Annotated in this window: 23 protein-coding genes; 11 read left to right on the top strand and 12 right to left on the bottom strand. The window is 69.1% G+C overall.

Translation table 11 applies throughout. From position 1 onward, the window contains the following. Positions 1-890, top strand: an 890-nt coding sequence (locus Ato02nite_RS34545) for a copper amine oxidase (protein ID WP_498371289.1), incomplete at its 5' end; no start/stop codon positions are given. Positions 891-1,000: 110 nt separating this feature from the next. Here the strand turns inward: Ato02nite_RS34545 and Ato02nite_RS34540 are convergent. After that, the gene (locus tag Ato02nite_RS34540) at positions 1,001-2,275 is read right to left on the bottom strand and encodes an RICIN domain-containing protein (RefSeq protein WP_246607808.1); all 1,275 of its coding nucleotides are present in this window, start codon (positions 2,273-2,275) and stop codon (positions 1,001-1,003) included. A 105-nt stretch (positions 2,276-2,380) separates the two neighbouring features. Beyond that, a complete protein-coding gene (locus Ato02nite_RS34535; protein ID WP_213010868.1) occupies positions 2,381-3,403 on the bottom strand; it encodes a LacI family DNA-binding transcriptional regulator in 1,023 nt (340 codons plus the stop codon). A 97-nt stretch (positions 3,404-3,500) separates the two neighbouring features. On the opposite strand from Ato02nite_RS34535, the gene Ato02nite_RS34530 reads away from it, so the two are divergent. Next, positions 3,501-5,342 (top strand): glycoside hydrolase family 30 beta sandwich domain-containing protein, encoded by a 1,842-nt coding sequence (locus Ato02nite_RS34530; RefSeq protein ID WP_213010867.1) that lies wholly within the window; start codon positions 3,501-3,503, stop codon positions 5,340-5,342. Positions 5,343-5,385: 43 nt separating this feature from the next. Here Ato02nite_RS34530 and Ato02nite_RS34525 read toward each other — a convergent pair whose 3' ends face one another. After that, on the bottom strand, positions 5,386-6,084 hold the full coding sequence (locus Ato02nite_RS34525) for an SDR family oxidoreductase (protein ID WP_213010866.1): 699 nt from the start codon (positions 6,082-6,084) through the stop codon (positions 5,386-5,388). 59 nt (positions 6,085-6,143) lie between these two features. Here Ato02nite_RS34525 and Ato02nite_RS34520 point away from each other — a divergent pair, with 59 nt between their 5' ends. After that, the gene (locus Ato02nite_RS34520; RefSeq protein WP_213010865.1) at positions 6,144-6,524 is read left to right on the top strand and encodes a MerR family transcriptional regulator; all 381 of its coding nucleotides are present in this window, start codon (positions 6,144-6,146) and stop codon (positions 6,522-6,524) included. Here Ato02nite_RS34520 and Ato02nite_RS52000 read toward each other — a convergent pair. The 4 genes from Ato02nite_RS52000 to Ato02nite_RS34500 form a co-directional block, all read right to left on the bottom strand. Then, entirely contained in the window at positions 6,502-7,227 is a 726-nt protein-coding gene (locus Ato02nite_RS52000; RefSeq protein ID WP_246607806.1) for a GNAT family N-acetyltransferase, read from the bottom strand. The two genes, Ato02nite_RS34520 and Ato02nite_RS52000, sit on opposite strands and share 23 nt — an antisense overlap. 285 nt (positions 7,228-7,512) lie before the next feature. Further along, on the bottom strand, positions 7,513-12,321 hold the full coding sequence (locus tag Ato02nite_RS34510) for a DNA repair ATPase (protein WP_213010864.1): 4,809 nt from the start codon (positions 12,319-12,321) through the stop codon (positions 7,513-7,515). After that, positions 12,318-14,246, bottom strand: coding sequence for a flotillin family protein (locus tag Ato02nite_RS34505; RefSeq protein ID WP_213010863.1), 1,929 nt, complete (start codon positions 14,244-14,246; stop codon positions 12,318-12,320). Before Ato02nite_RS34505 ends, Ato02nite_RS34510 begins: the two co-directional genes overlap by 4 nt. Next, positions 14,246-14,812, bottom strand: coding sequence for a hypothetical protein (locus Ato02nite_RS34500; protein ID WP_213010862.1), 567 nt, complete (start codon positions 14,810-14,812; stop codon positions 14,246-14,248). The genes Ato02nite_RS34505 and Ato02nite_RS34500 overlap by 1 nt, the downstream gene beginning before the upstream one ends. 172 nt (positions 14,813-14,984) lie before the next feature. Here Ato02nite_RS34500 and Ato02nite_RS34495 point away from each other — a divergent pair, with 172 nt between their 5' ends. Beyond that, positions 14,985-16,178, top strand: coding sequence for an acyltransferase family protein (locus Ato02nite_RS34495; RefSeq protein ID WP_213010861.1), 1,194 nt, complete (start codon positions 14,985-14,987; stop codon positions 16,176-16,178). Then, positions 16,165-17,115 carry an SGNH hydrolase domain-containing protein gene (locus Ato02nite_RS34490; protein WP_213010860.1) on the top strand — a complete coding sequence of 317 codons (951 nt, stop codon included), beginning with the start codon at positions 16,165-16,167 and terminating at the stop codon, positions 17,113-17,115. The genes Ato02nite_RS34495 and Ato02nite_RS34490 overlap by 14 nt, the downstream gene beginning before the upstream one ends. 27 nt (positions 17,116-17,142) lie before the next feature. Here the strand turns inward: Ato02nite_RS34490 and Ato02nite_RS34485 are convergent, their stop codons facing one another. The 3 genes from Ato02nite_RS34485 to Ato02nite_RS34475 form a co-directional block, all read right to left on the bottom strand. Next, the gene (locus Ato02nite_RS34485) at positions 17,143-17,625 is read right to left on the bottom strand and encodes a DUF3618 domain-containing protein (RefSeq protein ID WP_213010859.1); all 483 of its coding nucleotides are present in this window, start codon (positions 17,623-17,625) and stop codon (positions 17,143-17,145) included. Between the two features lie 76 nt (positions 17,626-17,701). Continuing rightward, positions 17,702-18,112 (bottom strand): phage holin family protein, encoded by a 411-nt coding sequence (locus Ato02nite_RS34480; RefSeq protein ID WP_213010858.1) that lies wholly within the window; start codon positions 18,110-18,112, stop codon positions 17,702-17,704. Positions 18,113-18,173: 61 nt separating this feature from the next. Then, positions 18,174-18,761, bottom strand: a complete 588-nt coding sequence (locus tag Ato02nite_RS34475) for a DNA mismatch repair protein MutL (protein ID WP_213010857.1) — start codon at positions 18,759-18,761, stop codon at positions 18,174-18,176. Between the two features lie 36 nt (positions 18,762-18,797). On the opposite strand from Ato02nite_RS34475, the gene Ato02nite_RS34470 reads away from it, so the two are divergent. The 6 genes from Ato02nite_RS34470 to Ato02nite_RS34445 all read left to right on the top strand — a co-directional run bounded on the left by Ato02nite_RS34470 (position 18,798) and on the right by Ato02nite_RS34445 (position 23,955). Beyond that, the gene (locus Ato02nite_RS34470; protein WP_203812968.1) at positions 18,798-19,484 is read left to right on the top strand and encodes a response regulator transcription factor; all 687 of its coding nucleotides are present in this window, start codon (positions 18,798-18,800) and stop codon (positions 19,482-19,484) included. Continuing rightward, the gene (locus tag Ato02nite_RS34465; protein WP_213010856.1) at positions 19,481-20,749 is read left to right on the top strand and encodes a sensor histidine kinase; all 1,269 of its coding nucleotides are present in this window, start codon (positions 19,481-19,483) and stop codon (positions 20,747-20,749) included. Before Ato02nite_RS34470 ends, Ato02nite_RS34465 begins: the two co-directional genes overlap by 4 nt. Before the next feature lie 44 nt (positions 20,750-20,793). Further along, positions 20,794-21,570, top strand: a complete 777-nt coding sequence (locus Ato02nite_RS34460) for a lytic polysaccharide monooxygenase (RefSeq protein WP_213010855.1) — start codon at positions 20,794-20,796, stop codon at positions 21,568-21,570. Beyond that, positions 21,555-22,154 carry a DUF305 domain-containing protein gene (locus Ato02nite_RS34455; RefSeq protein WP_246607804.1) on the top strand — a complete coding sequence of 200 codons (600 nt, stop codon included), beginning with the start codon at positions 21,555-21,557 and terminating at the stop codon, positions 22,152-22,154. The genes Ato02nite_RS34460 and Ato02nite_RS34455 overlap by 16 nt, the downstream gene beginning before the upstream one ends. 120 nt (positions 22,155-22,274) lie before the next feature. Continuing rightward, entirely contained in the window at positions 22,275-23,402 is a 1,128-nt protein-coding gene (locus Ato02nite_RS34450) for an outer membrane protein assembly factor BamB family protein (RefSeq protein ID WP_213010854.1), read from the top strand. Between the two features lie 100 nt (positions 23,403-23,502). Beyond that, entirely contained in the window at positions 23,503-23,955 is a 453-nt protein-coding gene (locus Ato02nite_RS34445; RefSeq protein ID WP_213010853.1) for a helix-turn-helix domain-containing protein, read from the top strand. Between the two features lie 76 nt (positions 23,956-24,031). On the opposite strand, the gene Ato02nite_RS34440 is transcribed toward Ato02nite_RS34445, so the two are convergent. Together Ato02nite_RS34440 and Ato02nite_RS34435 are read right to left on the bottom strand one after the other, a co-directional pair. Further along, positions 24,032-24,859 carry a NaeI family type II restriction endonuclease gene (locus Ato02nite_RS34440; protein WP_213010852.1) on the bottom strand — a complete coding sequence of 276 codons (828 nt, stop codon included), beginning with the start codon at positions 24,857-24,859 and terminating at the stop codon, positions 24,032-24,034. 62 nt (positions 24,860-24,921) lie between these two features. Then, a complete protein-coding gene (locus tag Ato02nite_RS34435) occupies positions 24,922-25,671 on the bottom strand; it encodes a helix-turn-helix domain-containing protein (RefSeq protein ID WP_213010851.1) in 750 nt (249 codons plus the stop codon). Positions 25,672-25,680 lie beyond the last annotated feature (9 nt).

The following is a 25,680-nucleotide window of genomic DNA, read 5'->3' as shown; positions in this document are numbered from 1 at the left end:
GCAACGCGATCTGCATGCACGAGGAGGACTACGGGGTGCTGTGGAAGCACACCGACCTCTTCAACGAGATGGCCGAGACCCGCCGGCAGCGACGCCTGGTGATCTCGTTCTTCGTGACCATCGGTAACTACGACTACGGCTTCTACTGGTACCTGTACCTCGACGGCACCATCCAGCTCGAGTGCAAGGCGACCGGCGTGGTCTTCACCTCGGCCTATCCGTGCGAGGGATACCCGTACGCCACGGAGATCGCGCCCGGTCTCGGCGCGCCGTTCCACCAGCATCTCTTCTCGGCGCGCCTGGACATGACCGTCGACGGGGTGAAGAACGCCGTCGACGAGGTGGATGCGGTGCGGGTGCCGGTCGGACCGGAGAACCCGTACGGCAATGCCTTCGCTCGCCGGACCACCCGGCTGGCCAGCGAATCGACGGCGCAGCGGCTCGCCGATCCGGCCGCCGGCCGGGTCTGGCACATCGTCAACCCGGAGGTCAAGAACCGGCTCGGCCAGCCGGTGGGGTACGCGTTGCACCCGGCCGGCCTGCCGGTGCTGCTGGCCGACGACTCGTCGTCGATCCACCAGCGGGCGACGTTCGCGACCAAGCACCTCTGGGTGACCCAGTACGCGCCGGACGAGCGCTACCCGGCCGGTGACCTGGTCAATCAGAGCCCGGCCGGGGCGGGGCTGCCGGCCTGGACGGCGGCCGACCGGCCGATCGACGGCGAGGACATCGTCGTCTGGCACACGTTCGGCCTGACCCACTTCCCGCGGCCGGAGGACTGGCCGATCATGCCGGTCGACTACGCCGGCTTCACGCTCAAGCCGTACGGCTTCTTCGACCGCAACCCCACCCTGGACGTCCCGAAGTCAGCGGCCCGGCACTGCCACTGAAACCCCGGCGGTCCGGGTGCCGCAACTCCCGGACCGCCGACCACGTCTAGGCAGCCTGGCCGGGATCCCGCCCCTCCTGGAATTGGCGGGACCCCGGCCCGAGAAGATCTCTAGCCCAGCCTGAAGCTCTGGGCCGCGGTGCCGTTGCAGGTGTACTGCACCAACTGGACGCTGTCGGCCGTGCTGGCAGCCGGCACGTCCAGGCACTTGCCGCTGTTGCGGTTGACCAGGTGGAAGTAGCCGCCGCTCTCGGCGACCGACTGCCACTGCTGGTTGAGGCCGCCGCCGTACGTCCAGGTCTGGATCTTGGCGTTGTCGGCGGTCGAGACGTCGGTGACGTCGAGCGCCTGGGCGGTGTTGGCCTGGTTGTTGATCCGGACGTAGGTGCCGGTGGTGGTCACCAGTTGGTACTTCTGGGCGGCGCTGCCGTTGCAGGTGTACTGCTGGATGGCCGTGCCGTTGGTGGTGCCGGCTCCCTTGGCGTCCAGGCACTTCCCGCTGTTCTTGTTGATCAGTGAGCTGAAGCCGGGGCTGGTGGGCGGAGTCGTCGTCGGCGGGGTGGTGCCGCCTCCGCCCAGCCAGAGCAGGCCGTTGATCAGCCACTGGTTCTGCTGCGCGCTCGCGAACGTCGACGACGTACGCGTGTTGGTCGAGTAGTTCATGCCGTTGTGGCCGAAATTGGCGTACAGCATCTTGTAGTTCTTGTTGGTCCACATGATCGGGTAGAACCCGCTGCGCCACTGCTGGTTGGGGTCGTCACCGACTGGGAAGGTCGAGGCGTCCAGCGAGGCCAGGATGTCGATGTTCGCGTTGTTGCGCAGGTCGTTGCTCCACGAGTACCACTCGCTGACCGACGACTGGATGGTGGCCGGCAGTCCCGCGGTGGAGGGGTGGTTGCGGTCCTCGATCTTCAGCGTCTCGGCGGTCGGCCCCCAGGTGTTGGAGACGAAGTTCCCCGAGCCGAGGAAGGTGTTGTAGTACCAGCTCCAGTCGTTCGCGCTGGTGGTGAACGCGCTCACGTGGAAGCCGAGGAAGCCGCCGCCGTTCTGCATGTAGGTCTGGAAGGCGGCGCGCCGCTCGGCCGGCGGCCCGTCGTCGAGGAACATGACGACCTGCACGCCGGAGAGCCCGCTCGCGCTGAGCCGGCTCCAGTCGGTGGTGGCCTCCCAGGTGAAGCCGTACTGGGCGGCGGTCTTCGGAAACCACTCCTTGGCTTCTTTGTCGAAGTCGATGTGCGCGGCGTCCCACGTTCCGTTGTAGAACGCGAGCACCTTGAACGGCGCCGCGGCGGCGGCGTCGGCGGACTGGATGGCGATGCCGGTGGCAGCCGTCGTGAGCAGGGCAATCGTCGCCACGAGGGCGCGTTTGAGCAGCTTTCGAGCCACGGTGGGAACCTCGGGGATGAGTAGCGGTTGGGGACGCGGCGCCGCTGCGCACATCCTCAGGCATCGATGTCCCACGCCACAAGGTAAAGAGCCCTAATAGTTAAATTAACTCTCGATACTGGTGGCCGGCCCGGTCGAGTCCCGGATGATCAGCTCGGTGGCCAGCTCGATGTGCAGGGCGTCCAGGCGGTGCCGGTTGAGCAGGCGGAGCAGCAGTCCGACCGCCATCCGGCCCATCTCCTGCAGCGGCTGGCGCACCGTGGTCAGCGTCGGCCGGGTCGCCTGGGCCAGATCGATGTCGTCGAAGCCGGCGATCGAGAGATCCTCGGGCACGCGCAGGCCACGCTCGGCGGCGGCGGCCAGCGCGCCGGAGGCGGCCTTGTCGTTGAAACCGAGCAGGGCGGTCGGCCGGTCCGGCCGGTCGAGCAGGCGCTGCGCGGCCTGGTAACCGAAGCGGACCGTCGGCTCGCCCGGCAGGGCCAGGGCCGGATCGGGCAGGACGCCCGCGTCGGCCAGGGCCGAAATGTGCCCGGCCCGGCGCGCGGTGCTGGCCAGCCAGTTGTCCGGGCCGGCGATCAGGCCGATCCGCCGATGACCCAGCTCGACGAGGTGGCCGGTGAGGCTGCGGGCGCCGGCGAAGTGCGCGGCCGACACCGCGGCGATGTCGCGGGGCACCGGCTCGCGCGGGTCGACCACGACGAACGGGAAGCCGGCCGCCTGCAGCGCGACCAGTTCGGTGCCGGGCTCGGGCGGCAGCACGATGATGGCTCCGGCGATGCCGGTGCGGCCGGCCAGGGTGGGCAGCACGGCGCCGTGCTGGGCGGACTCGCCCGCGTTCAGCACCAGCTGCCGGTCGTGCAGGTCGAGCGTCTCGGCGATCGACGAGACGATCAGTCCGAAGTAGTCGGTCAGCAGGTAGGGGCAGCGCACGTAGATCGAGCCGGCCGGGGCCGGGCGGCGGGTGACGGCCCGGCCGCCGAGCTCGGTGATCGCGCGCTGCACCAGGTCACGGGTCTCCGGGGCGACGTGCGACTGCTCGTTGAGCACCCGGGAGACGGTCGCGATGGAGACGCCGGCGTGGGCCGCGATGTCGCGGACGGTGACCCTTGTTACCGGCCCCTGTTTCATGACTCGAGCATAGACATTGACGTCTTTCGAGCTGGCTGGTTACCTACCTGTATCAGAAACATTCCGTAGTTGTTTCAGATTGTTACAGGGAGATCGAATGGCCGGCCTCGGAACCGCCCTACTCTCCGTACTCCTGCTTGCCGCCCCTCCGCCGCACCACAGCGACACCGCGCGGGTCTGGGTCACCTCGCCGGACGGCAGCAATTACGTCGGCACCGTCGACTTCGGCGCGGCCGTCGACACCGCGGCTCCCACGATCGTGATCGACCCTGGCCGGAAATTTCAGACAATGACCGGTTTCGGAGCATCGATCACCGACTCGTCGGCGGCGGTGCTCTATCGGCTGGCCCCCGCCGCCCGGAACGCCGCGATGACCGACCTCTTCGCCACCGACCGGATCAACTTCCTGCGCCAGCCGATCGGGGCCTCCGACTTCACCGACGAGCCGGCCTACACCTACGACGACGTGCCGGCCGGACAGACCGACTACGCACTGCGGCACTTCAGCGTCGCCCACGACCGCGCGCAGATCCTGCCGCTGCTGCGCCAGGCTTCGAGATTGAACCCCGAACTGCAGATCATGGGTACGCCGTGGTCGCCGCCGGCGTGGATGAAGACCAACGGGTCACTGATCGGCGGCCGGTTGATCGACAGCCCGGCCATCTATCGGGCGTACGCCTCCTACCTGCTGAAATTCGTCCAGGCCTACCGGGCCGAGGGTGTCCGCATCGACTACCTCTCGCTGCAGAACGAACCGCAGAACCGGGCACCGTCCGGCTACCCCGGCATGGACCTGCCGTCCTGGCAGGCGGCCAAGGTGATCGAGCAGCTCGGCCCGATGCTGCGATTCGAGAAAACCAAGATCCTGGGGTACGACCACAACTGGGCCGAGCATCCGAACGACGCCGCCAACACCCCGCCGGACGAGGTCGCCGACATCGACCACTACCCGCAGGAGCTGCTGGCCTCGCCGGCTGCCCGCTGGGTCGCCGGCACCGCCTACCACTGCTACTCCGGCGACCCGAGCGCGATGACCGCCCTGCACAACGAGTTCCCGGCGAAGGACATCTACTTCACCGAGTGTTCCGGCAGCCAGTCCGGCGATCCGACGATGACGTTCTCCGACACGCTCAAGTGGCACGCCCGCAACCTGATCATCGGTAACACCCGGAACTGGGCGAAGACCGTCGTCAACTGGAACCTCGCCCTCGACGAGACGAACGGCCCGCACACCGGCGGCTGCGGCACCTGCACCGGCGTCATCACGGTCGGCGCGTCGGTGACCAGAAACGCCGAGTACTACACGCTCGGGCACCTGGCCCGCTTCGTCCGGCCCGGCGCGACCCGGGTGGCGAGCACGTCGTTCGGCACCACCGGCTGGAACGGCCAGGTCATGGACGTGGCGTTCGTGAACCCGGACGGCAGCACGGTGCTGGTCGCGCACAACGAGAACGACAACCCGCAGGCGGTCGCGGTCCGGATCGGCAACCGCCAGTTCAGCTACACGCTGCCGGGCGGGTCGCTGGCCACGTTCGTGTGGCGCGGCGGCGGTTCGCACGACCGGCCGATCGCACCGACCGGTTGGACCGCCACCGGCACCGGCGACGTCCCGGCCAACGCGGTCGACGACGACGCGAGCACCCGCTTCAGCACCGGCGCGGCCCAGCAACCGGGCCAGTACCTGCAGGTGGACCTGGGCCGGGCGCAGCCGGTGCGGCGGATCGTCTTCGACACCGGCGCCTCGACCGGCGACTACCCGCGCGGCTACGCGATCACCGCGTCGGCCGACGGAGTGCACTGGGCACCTGTCCGCAGCGCGGGAGCCGGGCAATTCGCGGAGGGCGACCTGCGTGGGCGGAATGTTCGCTTCGTGCGGATCACCCTGACCGCGGCGACCGACACCTGGTGGTCGGTCGCCGACGTCCGGGCGTATCGCTGAGTCGTCAGCCGCGCCCGGCTTGGCAGCCGGGCGCGGGCCCCGGTCAGTCGAGAACTGCCTGGGTGTAGAACTGGCTCGGGTCGGCGGCCAGGGACGCCTTCACGTGGGCGCTCCAGTCGTCGGCCACGACCTCGAACTTGTTCGCCTCGATGCCGTCCAGGGCGGCCTTCACCACGGCGGCCGGGGCGATCTTCGGGCCGTCGTAGTTCGCCATCATGTCGGTGTCGGCGGCACCCAGGTGCAGGCCGGTGACCAGGGTCTTCTGGGCGACCAGTTCCAGCCGTACGCCGTTGGTCAGGTTCCAGGCGGCGGCCTTGGCCGCGCCGTAGGCACCCGCGCCGTCGTAGTTGAACCAGGAGAGCGCCGAGAGCACGTTGAGGATCGCGCCACCGCCGAGGCGAGGGGCGAATGCCCGGATCATGTTGAGCGGGCCCCAGAAGTTGGTGTCGATCTCCTGGCGGATCGTGTCGAGGTCGCCGGAGATCAGGTTCGCGCCGGTGGAGACGCCGGCGTTGTTGATCAGCAGGTTGACGTCGCTCGCCACCGAAGCGGCGGCCGCGATCGAGGCCGGGTCGGTGACGTCGAGCTTCAGCGGGATGACGCCGGGGAGGTCGATCGTCTCCGGGCGGCGGGCCGCGGCGTACACCTTGGTGGCCCCGCGCTCGAGAAGCTGAACGGTGAACTCGCGGCCGATGCCGCGGTTAGCCCCGGTGACCAGGGCAATTGCTCCGGAAATCTGCATAAGAGATACGCTAGAACCTGACGTTGACGTCAGAGGCAAGAACTGCGATCGGAGTCACCATGCGGATCGGCGAGCTGGCCACCAAGGCGGGCGTGAGCGTCCGTGCGCTGCGCTACTACGAGGAGCAGGGCCTGCTCAGGTCGGTCCGCAGCACCAGCGGCCAGCGGCATTACGCCGAGGAGGCGGTCGACCGGGTCCAGCTGATCCAGCACCTCTACGCGGCCGGCCTGGCCAGCCGCACCATAGCCGAGCTGCTCCCGTGCGTGGACGCCAAGGTCAGCACCCCCGAGTCGCGGGCGCGACTGTCGGCCGAGCGCGAGCGCATCGACCGACAGATCACCGAGCTGATCCAGACCCGCGACCGCCTCGACGCGATCATCGAGCTCACCGAGCGCCCCGACGTGACCGGCTGCCTGGTCAAGGCGAGCGGAGCGGCTTGATGAGTGGCGCGTCCCGGGACAGCTCCCGGAAGCCGAGGCCGTAATACAGCCCGCGCGCCCGGGGATGCCCGGGCGCACCCAGGCAGACGACGGTCGCGTGGTCGGCCCCGGCCGCCCGCGCCAGGTGCAGGCCGTGCAGCATCATCGCGCGGGCCAGCCCGAGCCGCCGGTAGTCCGGATGCGTTCCGACCGGCTCGAACTCGACCGTCCGGTTCGCCCGGTCGAACCACATGATCGCCGACGAGGCCATCGTCCCGTCCGGCGCCTCCACCAGGACGTGCAGGTCGCCGCGGTAGGCCGCGGTCTGCCGGACCCCCGCGTAGCTTTCGGCCGTGTACGACGAGGGTGCCCAGGCGTCCACGTGGGCCTGGACCGCGGCCTCCGACCCGGCCTCGTCGGCGGTGCGGAAGCGGAACCCGTCCGGCAGCACCGGCTGGTCCAGATCGGTGAGGTCCCGCCGGTTGAGTTGGGTCCAGTCGCCGTCGTCGCCGAGCGCCGCCGCGTCGGCGACAAAGCCGTGCGCGGCCCATCGCCGCAGGGCGAACTCCTCGGCGGTCGTCGGCGTCGCCGTGCGTTCCAGGCCGGCCGCGACCGAGTCGTACCACTCGATCACGTCGTCGATCAGTTCGGCGTGGCCGGGATGGACCTGATAACTCAGCGCGGCGCCGGTGACCTCCCGGACCGACCCGTCGTTGCGCCGCACCCGGTGCGGAAGAAAAGCCCAGCCCCACGCCACCAGTTCGGCGCCGGAGAACCACAGCCGGCGCGGCCAGGCCGCGCCGAAGGGGACGTTTCCCTTGCCCAGACCCAGGCCAGTTCCCCGTACGAGGCGCCGGCACTGATCAGGTCGGGGCGAAGGGCGGTGACGCGTTGCGCCAGATCCTGCATGAGCGGTATGTCCGCGCCGGTCAGGATTTCCGTCATGGTGCGCCACTCTGCCAGGACACAGCCGTGCCCACGAGCCGTTTTGCCGCCTAACCCGCCAAGATCAGGAAGATCCCAGCCGGCCGATCGCCGACGACACGTCGCCGACCCGGTCGGCGAGCAGCCCGACCGCGCCGACCGCCCGGCTCATCGGGTCGTCGCCCGAACCGCCCAGCGCCTTCGCCCTCAGGTAGGCGTCCTTGACCTCGGCCCACCGCGCGGCCTGCGCCGGGGTCAGCCGCCCGCGCAGCTCGGCCAGCTTGAGCAGGTTGGCCTCGGCGCCGGTGGTCAGCGTCTGCGCCTCACCGGCGTAGTGGTCGTCGAGCACCGCCTCGATCTCGTCGTCGTTCATCGCCGGGACGATGCGTTCGGCCAGCTTGTTCATGTTGCGGTAGGAGCCCTGCAAACGGAACGGCGGCTCGGTGCGCGACTCGTCGGCCTGCCCGGCCGACGCGATGTACGCCTGGTTGTTCCGCAACACGACCTGCTGCACCCGACGCATCTTCCGCAGCACCGACAGAACCTGGTCCAGTTCGGCGGCCGAATATGCGTAGGAAAGGCGGTCGGGACGCACCTCCGAGTCGCCCGAAGCGAGTCGTACGAGCAGCGGCAGGTCGTCGGGCGAGCGGGTGGCGAGCGGCGCGAGCACCGGGTTGGAGGTGAGCGCGTTCTCCAGATAGGACATCTCGAAGACGTCGGTGCGGCCGCTCAGCACGTCACCGAGGTTCCACACGTCGGCCCGGTTGGCCAGCATGTCGGGGATCCGGAAGCGCTGCCCGCTCTCGGTGTACGGGTTGCCGGCCATGCACACCGCGAACCGCTTCCCGCGCAGGTCGTACCGCTTGGTCGAGCCCTCCCAGACGCCCTCCATCTGCCGCTGCGCGTCGCAGAGCGAGATGAACTTCTGCAGCAGCTCCGGGGAGGTGTGCTGAATGTCGTCGAGGTAGAGCAGCACGTTGTTGCCCATCTCCAGGGCGAACGAGATCTTCTCGATCTCCTGCCGCGCGGTCGCGTTCGGCGCCGACGACGGGTCGACCGAGGTGACCGCGTGGCCCAGCGCCGGCCCGTTGACCTTGACGAAGACCAGGCCGAGCCGGTTCGCGACGTACTCCATGAGGGTCGTCTTGCCGTAACCGGGCGGCGAGATCAACAGCAGCAGGCCGGACTGGTCGGTGCGCTTGGCATCGCCGGCCGCGCCCAGCTGCCGGGCCAGGTTATCGCCGATCAGCGGCAGGTAGACCTCGTCCAGCAGCCGGTTGCGGACGAAGGCGGTCATCACCGCCGGACGATATTCATCGAGGCGCAGACGGTCGCGCTCGGCGGCGGCGAGGGCATTGCGACGTTTCTGGTACGCCCGGAAGGCCGGCACCGCCGCTTCGCGGAACGAGCGGGTCCCGGCCAGGAACCGGTCGAGCCGCAGCTGCAGCCGGCCGCCGCTGATGCGAGGGTGCACGCCGAGCAGCCCCTCGACCGTGGCATCGAGCGCCGCCGCCGAGTCGTACCTGGTCAGCTGGGTGCCGGTGAGCTCGATCGCGACCGCCTCGATCAGGTCGTCCTCGGTGCCGGCATCCGGGACGGCCGACCGGAACGCGGCCAGCCAGCCGGTGATCAGCTGCCGGCGTTCGGCCACGGTGGGCAGTCCGGCCAGGTCGTCGAGGTAGCCGCGGGCGGCCCGGTGGAACTTGTCGAGGAAGGTCCGGGCGCCGGCCGCGGTGACGAACCCGGCCGTCCCGTCGGCCAGTTCCTCGACCAGGTATTCGCCGATGGGTTCCCCGGCCAGGGTGGAGATCTCGGCGGCCAGCTCGACGAGCGGGAGGCCCGAACCGAAGGCGGTGCGCGCCCGGGCCAGCGAGGTCGCCCGCACGGTCCAGGCGGTGCGCTGCTCGGCGGTGGTCTCGAAGGCCCAGAACAGCTGGGCGGCGACCCGCACGGACGGCTCGAACCGCAACAGTCCGGCCCCGGCGTGCAGCCGGATCACGGCGGACAGGATCAGGGTCGCATCGGCGTCGTGCACGCCACGCTCGTACCCCTCGTCGATGCGGGACTCGGCTTCCCGCCGTACGAAATCGGGCAGGGACCCGTCGGCGAGCGCGGTCGCCGCACCGGCCGGATCGGCCGCGAAGATCGCGGCCGCCAGGTGTTCGGCCCGATAGACCGACGAGTTTTCCGAGGGCAGCGACTGCGGCCAGAACGGCCGGGTGTCGGCGACGAAGGAGGCGTCGCGGATCGGCGCGCGATAGTCGGTGCCGGTGATCGTGAAGGCCAGGTCGGGGCCGTCCGGCACCAGCGTCAGGTCGATGGCCTGGGTGTTCACCGCGAAGGTGTGCCGGCCGAGGCGGATCGTGGTGCCGCCCTCGCCGTACAGGTCGAGGCGGTCGCGCAGGGCGCGCCCGGCCTCCTGCCGGGCCGCCTTGACGCGTCCGTCCAGCTCTTCGGCGCGTACGGCGTCGCCGAGCTCGCGCAGGTCGGCCGCGACCGAGCGCAGCTTGGCGACCATCGGATCGGTGGCGAAATAGGTGTTGACCTCGTCCAGCGTGGACAGCCCGGCGACCCGCCGTTGCACGCTGGCCAGGGTGCGCTGGGCTGACGCCGCGAGCCGGTCGGCCCGCCGCTGCCGTTCGTCGATCAGTCCCTGCCGGCGCCCCGCGAAGGCCTCGTAGACCTCGGTGCGCTTGGCGGCCAGCTGGTCGACGAAGTCGTCGAACTCGCCGAACCGGGTTTCCAGCGCCTCGACCTGCAGCATCAGCTTCGCCGACTGCTCGTCGCAGCGTTCCGGTGTGTCGGCCGCCGCCAGCCCGGCCGTGACGGCCTGACCGAGCAGCGCGAACTCGGCGGCGAAGGCGGCCCGGCCCTCGACCGCGGCCAGGTCGCGGCGGCGCCCGTCGAGGGTGGCCCGAGCCCGGTTGATCCCGCCGAGCACCTCGCCGATGCGTTCCAGGATGGCGACCCGCACGGTGGCGTCGGCGATCTCCAGCCCGCCCACCACGTCGATCACCACCTGCAGGCCGTCGGCCTGCTCGGCGAGCCTGTCGGCGACCGGCTGGGCGGCCGCCACGGTGGCGATCGCGGACGCCTCGGTGACCAGCGCTTCGACCGCCTGTTGGTAGCCGGCGAACGCCTGCTCCTGACGGAGGAACTCGACGGCCCGGCGGGCCGTCTCGTCGATCTCGGTGGCCAGGGTCGCCTCGAGGGCGTCGAGCCGGCCGAGGTCGGCGTAGCGCATCTCGCGCAGCGTGACGGTGTGGCCCTGCTGCTGGCGCAGCGAGGCGAGCAGCCCGATCCAGCCGTCGGTGCCGGCCGGCACCTCCCCGCGGGCCCGCCGGATCAGGGCGGTCGCGGCCGCCTCGGCCTGGTCGACCGCGGTGGTGGCCTGGGCGGTGAGCTGCTGGACCGCCTCGAACTCGTCCAGCACCTGCTCGGCGGTGGCCCGCACCTCGCGCAGCGGCGTGGCCAGGTCGTCCAGCTCGGTCTCGGCCAGCCAGAAGTAGTTGTCGAACAGGCGCGAGCAGGCCGCGATGATCGCCTCGAAGACCGGTCCGGACGGCGACATCTCGTCGACCATCCGGGCCACCGACAGCGCGTCGGCGATGCCCCGCACCAGGTCGGCGTTGCCGATCCGGTCGAGCGGGCCGCTGCCGATCGGCTGGGCCGCCGCGAACGTGTCGGAGACGAACGGCGTCTGCCAGATCTGCATCGGGTGCACCCGGGTGGGCTCGTCCGAGTCGTGCCGGAACGCGATCAGCGTGCCGTCGTCGAACAGCGACCAGCCGTGGCAGGTGATCGGGGTGGCCACCTCTTTGCGGATGACGTTGTAGGGCAGCAGCAGGTAGCGGCCGGTGCCCCGGGCGTGGAAGACGTAGAGCACGTCCTCGCCGTTGACCGACCGCAGCACCCGCTCGAACTCCAGGTCGGCGGTGTCCGCGTCGAACGTCCGGGCCAGGCCGGTGGCCAGGTAATACCCGCCCGGGAAGATGATCCCCTGGTCCTCCGGCAGTCGCTGGCAGGCCTGCCCGATCCCGTCGAGCCGCTGCACATCCTTGGTCCGGGTGTTGAAGACCAGGTAGCGGTGCTGGGTCTCCTTGTAGGGAAGGACCCGGATCAAGATCAACGGACCGATTCGGGCGTACGCGATGGAAGCGTCGGCCAGGCTCTGCAGCGGCTCGTCCACCGGCTCGGAGAAGATGCCCTCGCCGTCCTCGGTGTTGTTCTCCACCTTCACCGTGAGCGTGCCGCCGACCGTCTCGACGAAGACCGCGTCCTCGATCGAGATGTGCGGGTGCCGCCCGAGAACGTGCTGGTCACGGGTGGTCGGCGTCCACTCGAAGTCCCAGGCCGGCGGGAAGACGTGGTCGCGTTCGCCCCGGTTGTCGAGATAGGACACCGTGCCGTCGGTGGCCACCCGCCAGCGCAGCACCTTGAGGTCGTCGCCGCGCGCCCCGGTTTGGAACACCGCGAGCAGCAGCCCTTCGAGCCGCCGCAACTGGAGCAGCCGGGTGTCCTTGTAGTAGCGGTACAGCTCGGCGAAGTCCCGCTGGAAGCCCGGGTCGTCGAGGATGTTGCCCTGCTCGGCCGGCGTCAGCTTGCCGTCGGACAACCGGTGCACAGCGAAGACGTCGGCCACCGCGGTCTCGGCCCGCAGCCCGATGAAGACGTTGTAGCCGAACAGCATCGAGCCGCCGACGTGCGCGATGTCCCGGGGCACGCAGTTGTTCTCGGTGCGCACCCGCTCGGTGCCGAGCAGCGTCATCTGCCGGCCGCCGAACGTCTCGACCCGCTTGTCGTTCAGCGTCTCGGCGCGGGCGGCCAGCTCCTTGGCCTGCGCGCCCAGCCGGGCGCGCAGGACCTCGTATGTTCCGGCGTCGAGCTGGGTCACTTGGCCGCCGCGTCGTCGGCCTTGATCTGCTTGGCCAGGTACGCGGCCAGCGTGACGTTGGCGGCGTCACCGGTGGACAGCCCGTTGAGGGCCTTGCTCAGCTCGCCCACGAGGTCGCCCTCGCCGTCGAGGTAGCGGGAGCCGAGCGCCTGCGCGACCGTCGAGTTCTCCACGAAACCGTCCACGCTCTTGCCCAGCGTGATCGAGCCCAGCAGCTTGTCGAAGAAGATCGAGTCGCCGCCGACGATGTCGATGTCGGCCTTGGCCAGGCCGACCGAGAGCACCTCGGCCTGCGCCTCGGCGATCTGCTGGTGCACGTTGATGCCGGCCAGCCGGATCTCCTTCTCCATCTCCAGGCGCAGGCGGTACTCCTCGTGGCCGCGGGTGGCGTTGTCCATCGCCGCCATCGAGCCCGCCTTCTCCTGCAGGCCCTCGGCCTCGGCCAGCAGCTTCGCCTTGATCGACTCGGCCGCGATGAGTGCCTTCTCCCGGGAGACGACGTTCTCCGCCCGGCCGGTCTTCTCCACCACCTCGGCGTTGCGCTCGCGCACCTGCACGTCGGCCAGGCCGGCCGCGGCCGCCTCGGCCTGCGCGCCCTCGGCCAGCCGGATCTTGGCGCGGGTGTCCAACTCAGCGGTCTGCTGCCGGGCCTCGGCCAGCAGCAGTTCCTCGCGAGCCTTGAACTTGGCCGCGGTCTCGGCCGCCTCGGCCGCCTTGATGTCCTTGACCAGGGCTTCCTGCGCCTCGGCCTCGGCATTGATGATCACGGCCTGGCGGGTGCGCTCGGCCTCCTCGACCACCCGGAGGCGCTTGATGTTCTCCTCCTGCTCGGCGACCGTCTTCTCCACCGCGATCCGCTCCCGGATGACCTCGGCGATCGAGCGGCGCTCGCCCTCGACCTCCTTGTCCTTGGCGATGGTGCTCAGCTCGGTCTCCCGCTGGCGCGAGATGACCTCGAGCATCCGGTCCTTCTCGATGCGCTCGGTCTCGATCGCGATGACCCGCTCCCGGTTCTTCTCGGCCACCGCGATCTCCCGGGCCTTGTTCTCCTCCTGCACGCCGAGCTGCTGCTGGGTCTTGAGCTTCGCGCCCTCGGACCGCAGCATCTCCTCGGCCTGGGCGAGGGCGATCTCGGCCTCCTCGCGGGCCCGGATCGTCTCGATCTCGCGGCGCTGCCGGATCTCGGCGTCGGCCTGCCGGCGTTGCAGTTCGAGGATGGTCTCCTTGGCCTCGACGTTCTGCCGGGTGATCTCCTTCTCCTCGGTGCGCCGGAAGTCGTTGGTGCGCACCGCCTCGATCGCGGTCAACTCGGTGATCTTCCGGATGCCCTGCGCGTCGAGGATGTTCTTGGAGTCGAGCGACATCAGCGGCGTCTGCTCGAGGAAGTCGATGGCCGCGTCCTCGAGGCTGTAACCGTTGAGGTCGGTGCCGATCACCTCGATGATCTGATCGCGGAACTCGTGCCGCTTCGTGTAGAGGTCGACGAAATCGAGCTGCTTACCGACGGTCTTGAGCGCTTCCGAGAACTTCGCGCTGAACAGTTCCTGCAGCGTGGTCTCGTTGCTGGCCCGCGCGGTGCCGATCGCCTGCGCCACCTTGATGACGTCCTCGGTGGTCTTGTTGACCCGCACGAAGAACGTGATGCGAATGTCGGCCCGGATGTTGTCCCGGCAGATCAGGCCCTCTCGGCCGGTCCGGACGATCTCGATGGTCTTCACCGAGATGTCCATGATCTCGGATTTGTGCAGCACCGGCAGCACCACCGCACCGGTGAACGTGACGTCGACCCGGCGCACCTTCGAGATGATCAGCGCCTTGCCCTGCTCGACTTTCCGGAACATTCGGCTCAGGAAGAACAGCACGCCGACAGCGATGAGAACGATGACCGCGATGAGAATGCCCAGACCTGTCGAGATTACGTCCATCAAACATCCTTTGTGGCTATATCGGCGGGAACGACCCAGAAGAATTCGCCTTCCGGGTCGAAGTCGTAGAGGACGGCCACCGTGCCCGCGTGCAGGTCGTCGTCGCCGGCCTGGCGGACCTGGACGATCGCGGAGGAGCCGTCGCCGGCGTGCACCTCGGCCTGGCCGAACGTGCTGGTAACCCGGCCGGTGCGGATGACGCACGTGCGGCCGACGAAGTCGTTGCGGGAGGGATCGGTCCCCAGTGGAGCGAACCGTCGGATCAGCACGACCGCGACCCGGGTGAGCAGCCAGGCGGCCACCAGGGCACCGAGCAGGGCAATCCAGGCCGGGAGGAACTCAGCCCCGGAGAGGCTGCCGAACCAGGCGAACACGACGAGCAGCGAGACCGGTACGGAAACCGGCAAACCGCCCAGTCCCGCAAAACTCAGCAGATCGCCGCTGTCCCCCGCATCCGGGTCGGCGCCGCCGGCGATCACCACGACCCAGAACCCGATCACGAGGATCAGCAGGGGGGTGAACAGAACGGTCGGGAAGCTCAGCACGGCCCCGACGAATCCGTCCATCGCCTTGTCACGCCCCCGTTCATGTTTTTGTCAGGGCCATGGTGACAGGCCAGGTCAACGCGCTAACACAAATGTCAGACACCCGTCTCGGCTTCGGGGGAACTCCCGCCGTACGCGTGGTCTGTAATTGTTTGGGCTTTTTGTCCGTCCGACGTGGCTAACGTCGCTTTCGATGACGGAGACAACAACAGAGGTCCGCCCGGCCGAGACTCGCTCGGCCGGGCCGTCCCTGAGGTTCCGGCCCGACATCGAAGGACTGCGGGCCGTCGCGGTGACCGCGGTCGTCCTCTGCCACGCCGGGGTGCCCGGTCTGGGCGGCGGCTACATCGGCGTGGACGTCTTCTTCGTCATCTCCGGGTTTCTGATCACCTCGCTGATGATGCGCGAGGTGGCCGAGACCGGCGACCTGTCGCTGCTGCGCTTCTGGGGCCGGCGCGCCCGCCGGATCCTGCCCGCCTCCACCGTCGTGCTGGTCACCGTCGTGCTGGCCGGCTATCACTGGCTCGGGTTCCTGCGCGGCGACGAGATCGCCGACGACGGGCGGTGGGCGGCGCTGTTCGCCTCCAACTTCAACTTCGCGGCCCAGGGCGTCGACTACCTCCAGTCGCAGTCCGCGCCGTCGCCGCTGCAACATTTCTGGTCGCTCGCCGTCGAGGAGCAGTTCTACCTGGTCTGGCCGGCCCTGGTCGTGCTGCTCATCTGGCTCGGCCTGCGGCACGCCACCGCGCTGCTGCTCGGCCTGGCCGTCGCCGCGTCGCTGGCCTGCTCGATCGGTCAGACCGGCACGACGTGGTCCTACTTCTCGCCGGCCACCCGGGCCTGGGAACTCGGCGCCGGGTGCCTGCTCGCCCTGGTCGCCGACCGGCTCGACCGGATCCCGGCCGCGGTGTCCACCGCTCTGGCCGGGGCCGGACTCGGCGGCGTCGTGGTGGCCGCCCTCAGCTTCGACGACAGCACCCCGATGCCCGGGTACGCGGCGGCGCTTCCGGTGGTGGCCACCGTGCTGCTGCTGGCCGGGCGGGGCGACGCGCTGCTCGGCATCGCGCCGCTGCGCTGGCTCGGCCGGATCTCGTACTCGCTCTACCTCTGGCACTGGCCGGTGCTGATCATCGCCGAGCAGGCCTACGGCCCGCTGTCGGCCCGCACGCGACTGGCGTTGGTGCTGCTCAGCGTCGCGCTGTCGATCCTGACGTACGCCTTCGTGGAGACCCCGATCCGGCACAGTCGGCGCCTGCAGCGACCGGTGCTGACCGTGGCGATGGCCGTCCTGCTGATCGCGGCACCCCTGCTGGTCGCGGAGTGGCGGACGAGCACCTCACCCAGCGGCGTCGAGTATCAACCGCGGTTGTCGTATGCGCCGTTCTAGCCGGTTCATCCTGTTGGCGCTGCTTGCCGGCTGCACGCACGCCCCTTCCACCGCGCCGCAACCGGCCGCGCCACCGGGTTCGCGGGCCGCCGTGCTCTCCGCGGTTCGTGCCGCGGCGGACCTGCGCGAGGTGCCGGCCGACCTGACCCCGTCGGTGGCGGCGGCCGGCGACGACCTGGGCCTCGACTACCAGAAGTGCGAGGCCGCGCCGGCCGCCGACCGGATCGGGGACCCGTGCGTCTTCGGCGACCGGACCGGTACGACGCGGGTCGTGCTCTACGGCGACTCGCACGCCGGGATGTGGCTGCCGGCGATGACCACGATCGCGGCGCGACGGCACTGGCGGCTTGAGTTCTACGGCAAACCGGCCTGCCCGGCGCCCCGGCTGACCTTCTGGAACCAGCAGGAGAACCGGCCGTTCACCGCGTGCGACCGGTTCCGCGACTTCGTGCTGTCCCGCATCGGGCAGAGCCACCCGGACCTGGTGGTGGTCACCAACGAGAGCTACGCCCAGAAGGTCGGCCGGGGTGAGCTGGTCACGCCCGCGCAGTGGGAGACCGGCCTGGTCGACACGCTGACCACGATCGGCCGGTCGGCGTCCCGGGTGATCGTGCTGGGTGATACGCCGGTGCTCGACCGCAGCGCGCCGGACTGCCTGGCCGCGCACGCGTCGGACATCGCATCGTGCTTCACCACCAGCACGAAGGCGACGGCGCGGGTGTGGAACGCCGCCGACGAGGCCGCGGCGAAGGAGACCGGAGCCGGATATGTCTCGGTGCTGCCGTGGCTGTGCAGGGAGATCTGCACGCCGGTGATCGGGAACATCCTGGTCTACCGGAACCAGTTCCACCTCACCGGCACGTACGCCCGAATGCTGACCGGCGTCCTGGAGGATGCCCTGGTCAGGGCCCGGACAGCCGGAGACGGCACGCCGTAGGGCGTGCCGTCTTTCCGTCGTCCTCGATCAGCGTCGGCGGCGCAGCACCGTCGCCACGACGGCGGCCACACCGAGAGCCACGGCGGCCACCGCGGCCAGCGGAACCGGTCGGCGGGCCACGTCGGCCGGCCGGCCGTCGGTGAACTGATGACGGACCCGGTCGCCGACCTCGCCGGCCTGGCTCGCCACCCGGCCCGCCGCCTGCGCGGTGGCTTGCTGCACCTCGCCCGCCTGAGCCGTCTTCGCCGCAGCCGCTTCCTTGACCTGAGCGGTCTTCTCCGCAGCGGTCTCCCGGAGCTCGGCGGCCTTGTCCGTGGTGATGTGCTTGAGCTCCTGCGTCTTCTCCACGGTGGCCTGCTTGATCGCGGCCTTCTTCTCGGCCGCGGCCTGCTTGACCCGGCCCTTGACGTCAGCCTTGGCCGCCAGCGCGGCGGCCGTCTCGCCGAGGTCGGCGCGCGTCTCCTCGATCGATTCCCGCACCTCATCCGCGGTCCTGTTGTCGCCGCTCATGCCAGCTCCTCGCTTCGCTCCGAGCTGCCAAGAGCAAATTCCGCACTGAGCCTGCCGATTCGCTCGCTACGCTCGCTCATGCGTGCCGCCCCTCCTGGATCGCGTCCTTGACCGTCTCGACATCACGCTTGCCACTGGCCATCGCGGCCTCCGGCTCGGGCGGCAGGGCCTGGCTCACCTGGCTCTTCCCGACCAGTGCGGCCACGCCCGCCGCGGCGAACAGCGCCACGGTGACGATGAGGGCGGCCGCCCAGGCCGGCATGACCAGGGCCAGCAGGGCACCCACGGTGACGAAGAGTGCGCCGAGCCCGTAGAGCGCCAGCGCTCCGGCCGCGCCGAACAGGCCGGCGCCGACCCCGGCGCGCTTGCCCTTCTCCACCATCTCGATCCGGGCGAGCGTGAGCTCTTCCCGTACGAGGGTGGAGACCTGCTCACTCATCTGCCGGACCAGATCACCGGTCGACTGTTGCTCGGTTTGCGTCGTCATGTGTGCTTCCCTCCTCGCCACCGTCTTACCCGGCGAGAACGGAGTTATACCTGGTGAAACCCTATTGACCGATCTCGCTGACCTCGGCGAACGGGCGGTCGTCCCACCACGTCGCGTGAATGATGAAACTGTGGTTCGTCTCGTTGAAGTAGACCGCCATGTTGTCCGGCGAATCCTGGACCTTCTGCACCGCGTACCCCTCGGCCGGGGTTGCCGTGACCAGCGTGACCACGCTGTCGGAGGTCATCTTGATGACCGCCTGGCCGCCCTCCACCTGGAATGAGCGCACGTAGGTGCGCAGCCCGTCGTCGGCCGTGGTGACCGTCCAGCCGTCCTCGGTCTTCGTCTGCGGGGTCGTCGCCTTCGTGGTCGGGGCGGTCGTGGCCGGCCTGGTCGTGGTGGTCTTCGTCGGGGCCGTCGTGCGCGGGCGCTGCGTGGTCGGCGCCGTTTCCGCCGGAGCCTTCGACTCGGTCACGGCGGGCAGCGGCGCCGGGAAGCTGTCGGTCTTGCCGGCCGGGAGCTGGGCGAGGGCGCCGTCCTGCGGCGCGGTGGTGCGCAGGACCGGCAGGATGGCCACGCTCGCCAACACGATGCTGGTCGCCGTAGCGGCAGCCCAGCCCGCTATCGGAGTCCACCGGGAAGATCGCACGCGGCCATAATCTCATCTACACCTATGCTGCACCGCATGGCGTTGATCCTGCTGGTCGAGGACGACCGCATCATCACGGCCGCACTGTCCCGGGCGCTCACCGACGCCGGGCACGTGGTGCGGCCGGTGGGCCGGGCCGCCGACGCCCTGAAGATCGTCACCGAGGAGCGGCCCGACCTGGTCATCCTCGACCTCGGCCTGCCCGACATCGACGGCACCGACGCGCTGCGGATGATGCGGTCGGTCTCCGACGTGCCGGTCATCGTGGCCACCGCGCGCCGCTCCGAGGCCGACATCATCAGCCTGCTCAGCGCGGGCGCCGACGACTACGTGACCAAGCCGTTCTCCGGCGGCCACATCCTGGCCCGGATCAACGCGGTGCTGCGCCGTGCCCGCTCCGCGGTCGACCAGGCCCCGCCCGAGATCGTCGTCGGCGAGCTGGTCATCAACCCGCGGCAGCGCCGGGCCGAACTGCGCGGCCAGCCGCTGCAACTCACCCGCCGCGAGTTCGACGTGCTCGCCTACCTGGCCGAACGCGTCGGCCAGGTGATCAGCCGGCGCGAGCTGATGAACGAGGTCTGGAACCAGGCCCGGATCGGCGAGGAACAGACCATCGACGTCCACATCTCCTGGCTGCGGCGCAAGCTCGGCGAGACGGCCGCGCAACCCCGATTCCTGCACACCGTACGGGGTGTCGGCGTGATGATGGTCGATCCCCGGTGAGGTGGGCGCTCAACCGGCTGGCCCTCGCGATCACGTCGATGGTCGCGCTGGCCTTCCTCGTACCCCTGGCCGTCGCCACCCGGCAGATCGCCCACGACCGGGCCGTCAGCGACGCCCGCCAGCAGGCGACGTCCCTGGTCACGGTGCTCGGCGTGGACGCCGATCCGACCCTGCTGACCAACGCGGTGGCCAGCACCGCGGCCGGCAGCGCGGGCCGGCTCGCCGTACACCTGCCGGAGGTCGACCCGATCGGCGTCTCGCACACCGACGCCGCCCAGATCAACATCGCCGCACAGGACCGCAGGTCCGTGCTGGCGCCGGCCCCCGACGGCGTCGCCTACCTGCAGCCGACGGTCCTGACCGACGGCCGCACGGTGGTCGTCGAGGTTTATGTGCCCGATTCCGAGATGCAGCGCGGTGTCTGGACGGCCTGGCTCGTCCTGGGCGGACTGGCGGTGCTGCTGGTGGCCGGGTCGGTCGCGCTGGCCGACCGCCTCGGCGGCCAGCTGGTCAAGGCCACCCGGCAGCTGGCCGGCTCGACCCGCCGCCTGGGCGGCGGCGACCTGGCCACCCGGGTCGAGCCGATCGGCCCGCGCGAGCTGCAGGACGCCGCGAACGCTTTCAACACCATGGCCGACGACCTGCACGGCCTGCTGGAACGGGAACGCGAGCTGGCCGCGGATCTCTCACACCGATTGCGTACGCCGTTGACCGCGCTCCGCCTGGACGCCGAAGCCATGCCCCCCGGTCCCGTGGCCGACCGCATGCGGCAGGCCTGTGACCTGCTGGACTCCGAACTGGAAGAGATCATCACCGGCACCCGGCGGGGTTCGCAGGCCCGCGGCCCGGAGCGAACCGACCTGGTCGAGGTGCTGGCCGACCGGCTGGCGTTCTGGTCGGTGCTGGCCGAGGACCAGGAACGGCCGTGGGAGGTAGTCGGCGGAGACGTGCCGGTGATGCTGCCGCAGTCACACAGCGAGCTGATCCTGGTCGTGGACGCGATGCTCGGCAACGTCTTCTCACACACCCCCGAGAAGACGGCGTTCCGAGTGACCATCTCCCCGAACGGCCTGCTCGTCGACGACGCCGGCCCCGGCATCGCCGACCCGGCCCGGTCGGTGCAGCGCGGGGTCAGCGGCGCCGGCTCGACCGGCCTGGGCCTGGACATCGTCCGCCGGGCCGCCGACGAGTCCGGCGGGCAGTTGGTGATCGCGCGCTCTCCGCTGGGCGGCGCCCGGGTGGGCATTCTTTTCGCGGTTTCATGATCCGTTAAGGAGCCTTTATGGTCGGGCTCCCTACCGTGCTCCGCATGCGCAGGAAAATTGCTTACCCCCTGGTTGCCCTCGGCGTGACGGTCGGCTCGAGCCTCGCGGTGGTTTCGCCCGCGTTCGCGCACGGCTACGTCTCGACGCCGCCGTCCCGGCAGGCGCTGTGTGCCTCGGGCGCGGTCACCGATTGCGGGCAGATCCAGTTCGAGCCGCAGAGCGTCGAGGCTCCGAAGGGTCGGCAGTCCTGCGATGGTGGGGTCTCCACCTGGTCGGTCCTCTCCGACGAGTCCCGGAACTGGCCGGCCAAGTCGGTCGGCACCTCGGTGACCTTCACCTGGGTGATGACGGCCCGGCACCGGACGGCCGACTGGCAGTACTTCATCGGCGGCACCAAGGTCGCGACGGTGGACGGCGGAAACGCCCAGCCGGACGCGGTGGTGTCCCACACGATCGACCTGAGCAAGTTCCCGGGAAAGCACACCGTGCTGGCCGTCTGGAACATCGGCGATACGGCGAACGCCTTCTACAGCTGCGTAGACCTGAACGTGGGCGGGGGAGCGTCTGCTCCTACGGCCTCCCCGACCACGTCTGCACCCTCCACGGCGCCCGCCACCACCGCGCCTACCGCCACCGCCACTACTACCGCGGCCACCGCGCCACCCGCCGCCTCCGGCTCTGCCTGGGCCGCCGGTGTTTCGTATAAAACGGGCGATGTGGTGACTTACAAGGGTGTGCGCTACCAGTGCCGGCAGTCGCACACCTCGATCAACACCTGGGAGCCGACGATCTACACGCTCGCGCTGTGGCTGCCGCTGTGAAGCGCCGCTTCCTCCTGGCCTTGATCGTTCCGCTCGCCCTCGGCGCCTGCGGAACGGCCACTCCGTCGCCGGCCCCGACGGTGACCGCGAAGAGCGTCGCCGAGATCCAGGCCGGCGACGACTACAACGACACCGACGTGATGTTCCTGCAGATGCTGGCCTACCACCAGAAGCAGGGCCTGGAGATGACCACCACCGCGGCGTCGCGCTCGGCCGATCCGCAGCTGAAGACGCTCGCCCAGGCGGTGCAGGCCACCGAGAAGGACGAGCTGTCGATGATGCAGGCGTGGCTGACCCAGTGGGGCAAGGCCACCGACGTGGACACGGCGGCTTCGCTGCACGCCGACCACGGCGGCCTGCCGGCGACCGGCCCGGCGGAGATCAAGGCACTGAAGACGGTCTCGGCGGCCGGTTTCGACACCGCGTTTCTGAACCTCTTCCTGGCCCACCAGCACAACGCCATCGAGATGGCCCACCTGGAGACAACCCAGGGCCAGAACAAAGAGGCAAAGGCCTTCGCCGTACGGGTAAGAGAGTCCCGCCAGGCCGAGGTCCAACAGATGCTCAAGCTGATGAACAGCTAGTTCCTTCGTTGGAGGGGTGGCCCCGTCCGCTGGGCCACCTCTTTCGGCGTTTCGCCACCGTCCGCCCGGTCGGCGTGCATAAGTTACGTGCGCAAATCACCACATTCCGGGGGCTGCGCTGTGACCGCTTTACGCCGTACCTTGCCTTTCGCCGTTGCCGTTGCCGTTGTCTTCGGCCTTTCGGGCGGTCCGACCTCAGCCGCCCCCGCAGGCTGGGACCACCCCGGCTACGACGCCGAGGACAGCTACTACAACCCCGGCGAGTCGGTCATCAACGCAAGCACGATCGCCAAGCTGACCAAGAAGTGGTCGGTAGCCCTGCGCAAGCACGACGGCTCGTGCGGCGGCTTCGGCGCCCCGATGGTCGCCGGCGGGCGCGTGGTAGCCACCGACCAGCTGGGGATTTCGGCGTTCCAGGCACTGACGGGCGCTCCGGCGTGGCGTTTCAGCTGGGAAGACCCGGGCGACTCGGACACGGCGGTGCTGGCAGCCTCGGGCAACACGGTGATCGCCACCAACGGCGACTGCAACTCGAACAGTGACCCGGACGGCCGCCTGGTGGCCCTGGACCTGGCAACGGGCAAGGTCCGCTGGCGGGTGGAATCCGACATGCCCATCTACACGGTGGTGGTCGATAAGGGCATGATCGTCGTCTCCGGCGAGTCTCCGTCGGATGAGAAGGCCGTGGTCGCCTACCGGGTGTCAGACGGCAAGCAGGCCTGGAAGAAGGTCGACTACGAGGGCTCGAGCGTCTCGGCCAATGGCTACGTGCTGGTCAACAAGGGCAACACCACGTCGGCCCTGTCGGTCACGACGGGCGCTGCGCTCTGGACAAAGCCGGCGCTGTGGCAGGCAAAGGCAGCAACCCCGGCCGCCGACCGCTTCCTGGTCACCAACGGAGCCGCGATGTCCGCGATCAAGGCCGCCACCGGTGCCGTGATGTGGACCGCCCCGAACAAGGCTTCCGAGCTGCTGGCCACCGACGGCCGCCGCATTTACCGGATGGACGACCACACGGCAGAGGCCCTGGACATCAACAGCGGCCGTTCTCTGTGGTCCCGCGGCCTGCCCGCCGAAGGCGCCCAGCCCATCCGCGCAGGCGGTCTCCTCTACACGGGCGGCCCTGCCCTGTCGCCCACCTCGGGCGCCGTGATCACCCAGTCCAAGTTCCTGGCGGGCCACCAGATCCCTACCGGCGGCCGCCTTTACACCGTGAACCAGGGAGTCTTGTCTGGCTTCGCGCCCTAGGCGAGGGACTAGCACTGCGGCGCCTACGCGGGGTAACTTCAGGGGTAGCGAGCTCGAGTTTTCGGACCGGCTCGCTACCCCTGACCGCAAGCAGGGAGCCATGAACGAGCCGGCCTTCTTCGGCGACGCACTCCGCCGACCTCGCACCAAGCGCGGACTCTCGGTGCGCGAGCTCGCCCGGCTGTCCCACCACTCGAAGTCGGTGATCTCCGAGTGGGAGAACGGTAGGAAGATCCCCGACCAAGCCACTGCGCTGCAGCTGGATGATCTGCTCGGAGCCGCCGGCGCGCTGGCGGCGGCCGCCCGATTGTCGGGCACGAAGGGCACCGCCGACCGACTGGCGCACGTCGCTGCTGCACCGCGCAAGGTGGACGCCGCTTCGGTTGACGCGCGGGAGTTGCGCAGAGAGTCCTTCAGCAGCCGCGCGCCGCGAGTCATCGGTGACCCGCTATCCGCGAACGGTCCACTTGCTGGCTCGTTTCCACTCCGCGGCGGTCATGGAAGGTACCGTAGCTTCCAAAGCAGTGGCCGACTAACGGCCGCACGCCGCTGAGATACCAGCCCGTCACGGCTTGCTTGCCGAGGCCGATTGGCTGCGGCCTCAGCGACAAGTCATGCGATCTGCCGACCTAATCGGCTAGAGGCGCCTGATCGAATGGCACAGCGACCCAACCGCCTTTAGGGAGTTGGAAACCGAGGCGGGTTGCCCTGTCGCGGTCCTCGACCCAGGTTTCGACGAGCAGATCAAGGCCGCATGCTCGAACTCGCTCCTTCGCCTGTCGTGCACGGCGAAGCGGATCGTCACGCTGAAAGCCCACCGTCTCGATCACATGCCGAGGAAAGACGACGTTAGGCAATCGAGTAAATAATTCAGTCAAACGCGTGACGAGTCCGGCATTGGGATCGAAAACTGCTGCGAGTCCCTCGTCGTCCAACAATCGAAGTGGATTCCTCATTAGGGGCGCTTCAGGGTAGAGCGACACAGCGTACAGCCTCAGGGCCTCCGCGATGACGCCTCGCTTCTGGTCACGGTTTCCCTGGCCGCCGTGCAGCCAGGCGCGGTGCGTTCTCATAAGCCATGCACTGTGCGTGTCGCGGCGAACATCGATCTTTACAAGGATGCACAGCTCGCACTGTCCCTCGCGGGGAATGCTCCAGTTCTCGCCGACCGTGCCCTTGATGTCGACGGGGACGCCGGCGATCACAGTGTCCGGTCCTCTGAGCTTGGGAAGCCCGAGCGCATCGAGTAGGTGATACTGCAGCTTCGTTCCGACCGTCCGGCGTTCGTCAGAATCTACCCGCGGGGATGCAAGATCGAAGCGTCCCGTTCGCGCACCATCAAGCACATAGTCTACGGAGGATTGCACCGCTGCGCCGAAGAGGGCAGGCAACGTGTTCTGCCGCCGAATCACTGCAAGCACCCTTCGCAGTTCATCATCTCCGGCCGGATGCTCCAAGACATGCGTTTCTCCCTGGACGTTGGTGCACAGATCGCCAGGACCGGGAGCCGAACCCCTCACTATCTCTCCAGCCTAAGCGTGACAAGTTCTTCTGCCGCCGTGGCGTCGCCGCCGACCAGCAGAGCACGTACCATCACTATGATTTCTTCATCGACTCGTTGTGCCGCGTAAGTCATGATCGTCTTTGCTGCGTCGCCGAGCCCCTCCCGCACACATGTGGCGATGGCGATAGCAGTCTCAGTAGGCTCACAATCTTGCCCGACGTGCCGCAGGATGCCGGCGGCGTCGCCGAGTTCGTCGGCCGACAGGCGCCACTGCAGGTCTGCCAGATCCTCCCATGCGCCTTGCCGGTCCCCGTCTATCTGGTCGACCGGCAAGGCGAGATTCTCTGATGGAGCACGGCCGGGGTTGGACTCCTCAACGGTGGAGACGGACGGCCGGGTGGGTAAAGCTTTGGAATCCCAAGGTCTGCCACAGGCTTTACACGGCTGGGACTGCTGAAGTTCGTACAATACCCGGTCAAGCAGGAGCAACAGGTCGGCGAGAGTGGGCAACGGCAGTGCGCTGTTGGGTGCCCGCAGACTCACCAACTGGTGCAGGGACTCCAGGATTTTCCGGGTAGGCCGCTTGCGCTTGCCAGTGATGAGATAGGAGAGCGCTGAGCTCGACATGTGGAGGCTCTTGGCGACAGCATTTTGGGACATCCCGGCATGGGTTAACGCGCTGATGCAGATACGTAACGCATCGGTGAGTTCGCGCTGCGCATTGGTTGGATGGTCGATGTTCCCCTTGTGTCCTGTTGTGGCCAAGTTGCAGCT

It is taken from the genome of Paractinoplanes toevensis, assembly GCF_018332695.1.
Lineage (GTDB): Bacteria > Actinomycetota > Actinomycetes > Mycobacteriales > Micromonosporaceae > Actinoplanes > Actinoplanes toevensis.
Note: the sequence above shows the minus strand (reverse complement) of the source record. Positions and strands in the feature narration are given on the sequence as shown.

Bases quoted from the DNA above. Each gene is read 5' to 3' on its own strand.
- Ato02nite_RS34505 (WP_213010863.1), bottom strand. From the start codon at position 14,246: ATGGACGTAATCTCGACAGGTCTGGGCATTCTCATCGCGGTCATCGTT.
- Ato02nite_RS34530 (WP_213010867.1), top strand. From the start codon at position 3,501: ATGGCCGGCCTCGGAACCGCCCTACTCTCCGTACTCCTGCTTGCCGCC.
- Ato02nite_RS34480 (WP_213010858.1), bottom strand. From the start codon at position 18,112: ATGACGACGCAAACCGAGCAACAGTCGACCGGTGATCTGGTCCGGCAG.
- Ato02nite_RS34525 (WP_213010866.1), bottom strand. From the start codon at position 6,084: ATGCAGATTTCCGGAGCAATTGCCCTGGTCACCGGGGCTAACCGCGGC.
- Ato02nite_RS34520 (WP_213010865.1), top strand. From the start codon at position 6,144: ATGCGGATCGGCGAGCTGGCCACCAAGGCGGGCGTGAGCGTCCGTGCG.
- Ato02nite_RS34445 (WP_213010853.1), top strand. From the start codon at position 23,503: ATGAACGAGCCGGCCTTCTTCGGCGACGCACTCCGCCGACCTCGCACC.
- Ato02nite_RS34470 (WP_203812968.1), top strand. From the start codon at position 18,798: ATGGCGTTGATCCTGCTGGTCGAGGACGACCGCATCATCACGGCCGCA.
- Ato02nite_RS34495 (WP_213010861.1), top strand. From the start codon at position 14,985: ATGACGGAGACAACAACAGAGGTCCGCCCGGCCGAGACTCGCTCGGCC.
- Ato02nite_RS34500 (WP_213010862.1), bottom strand. From the start codon at position 14,812: ATGGACGGATTCGTCGGGGCCGTGCTGAGCTTCCCGACCGTTCTGTTC.
- Ato02nite_RS34535 (WP_213010868.1), bottom strand. From the start codon at position 3,403: ATGAAACAGGGGCCGGTAACAAGGGTCACCGTCCGCGACATCGCGGCC.
- Ato02nite_RS34460 (WP_213010855.1), top strand. From the start codon at position 20,794: ATGCGCAGGAAAATTGCTTACCCCCTGGTTGCCCTCGGCGTGACGGTC.
- Ato02nite_RS34490 (WP_213010860.1), top strand. From the start codon at position 16,165: ATGCGCCGTTCTAGCCGGTTCATCCTGTTGGCGCTGCTTGCCGGCTGC.
- Ato02nite_RS34485 (WP_213010859.1), bottom strand. From the start codon at position 17,625: ATGAGCGGCGACAACAGGACCGCGGATGAGGTGCGGGAATCGATCGAG.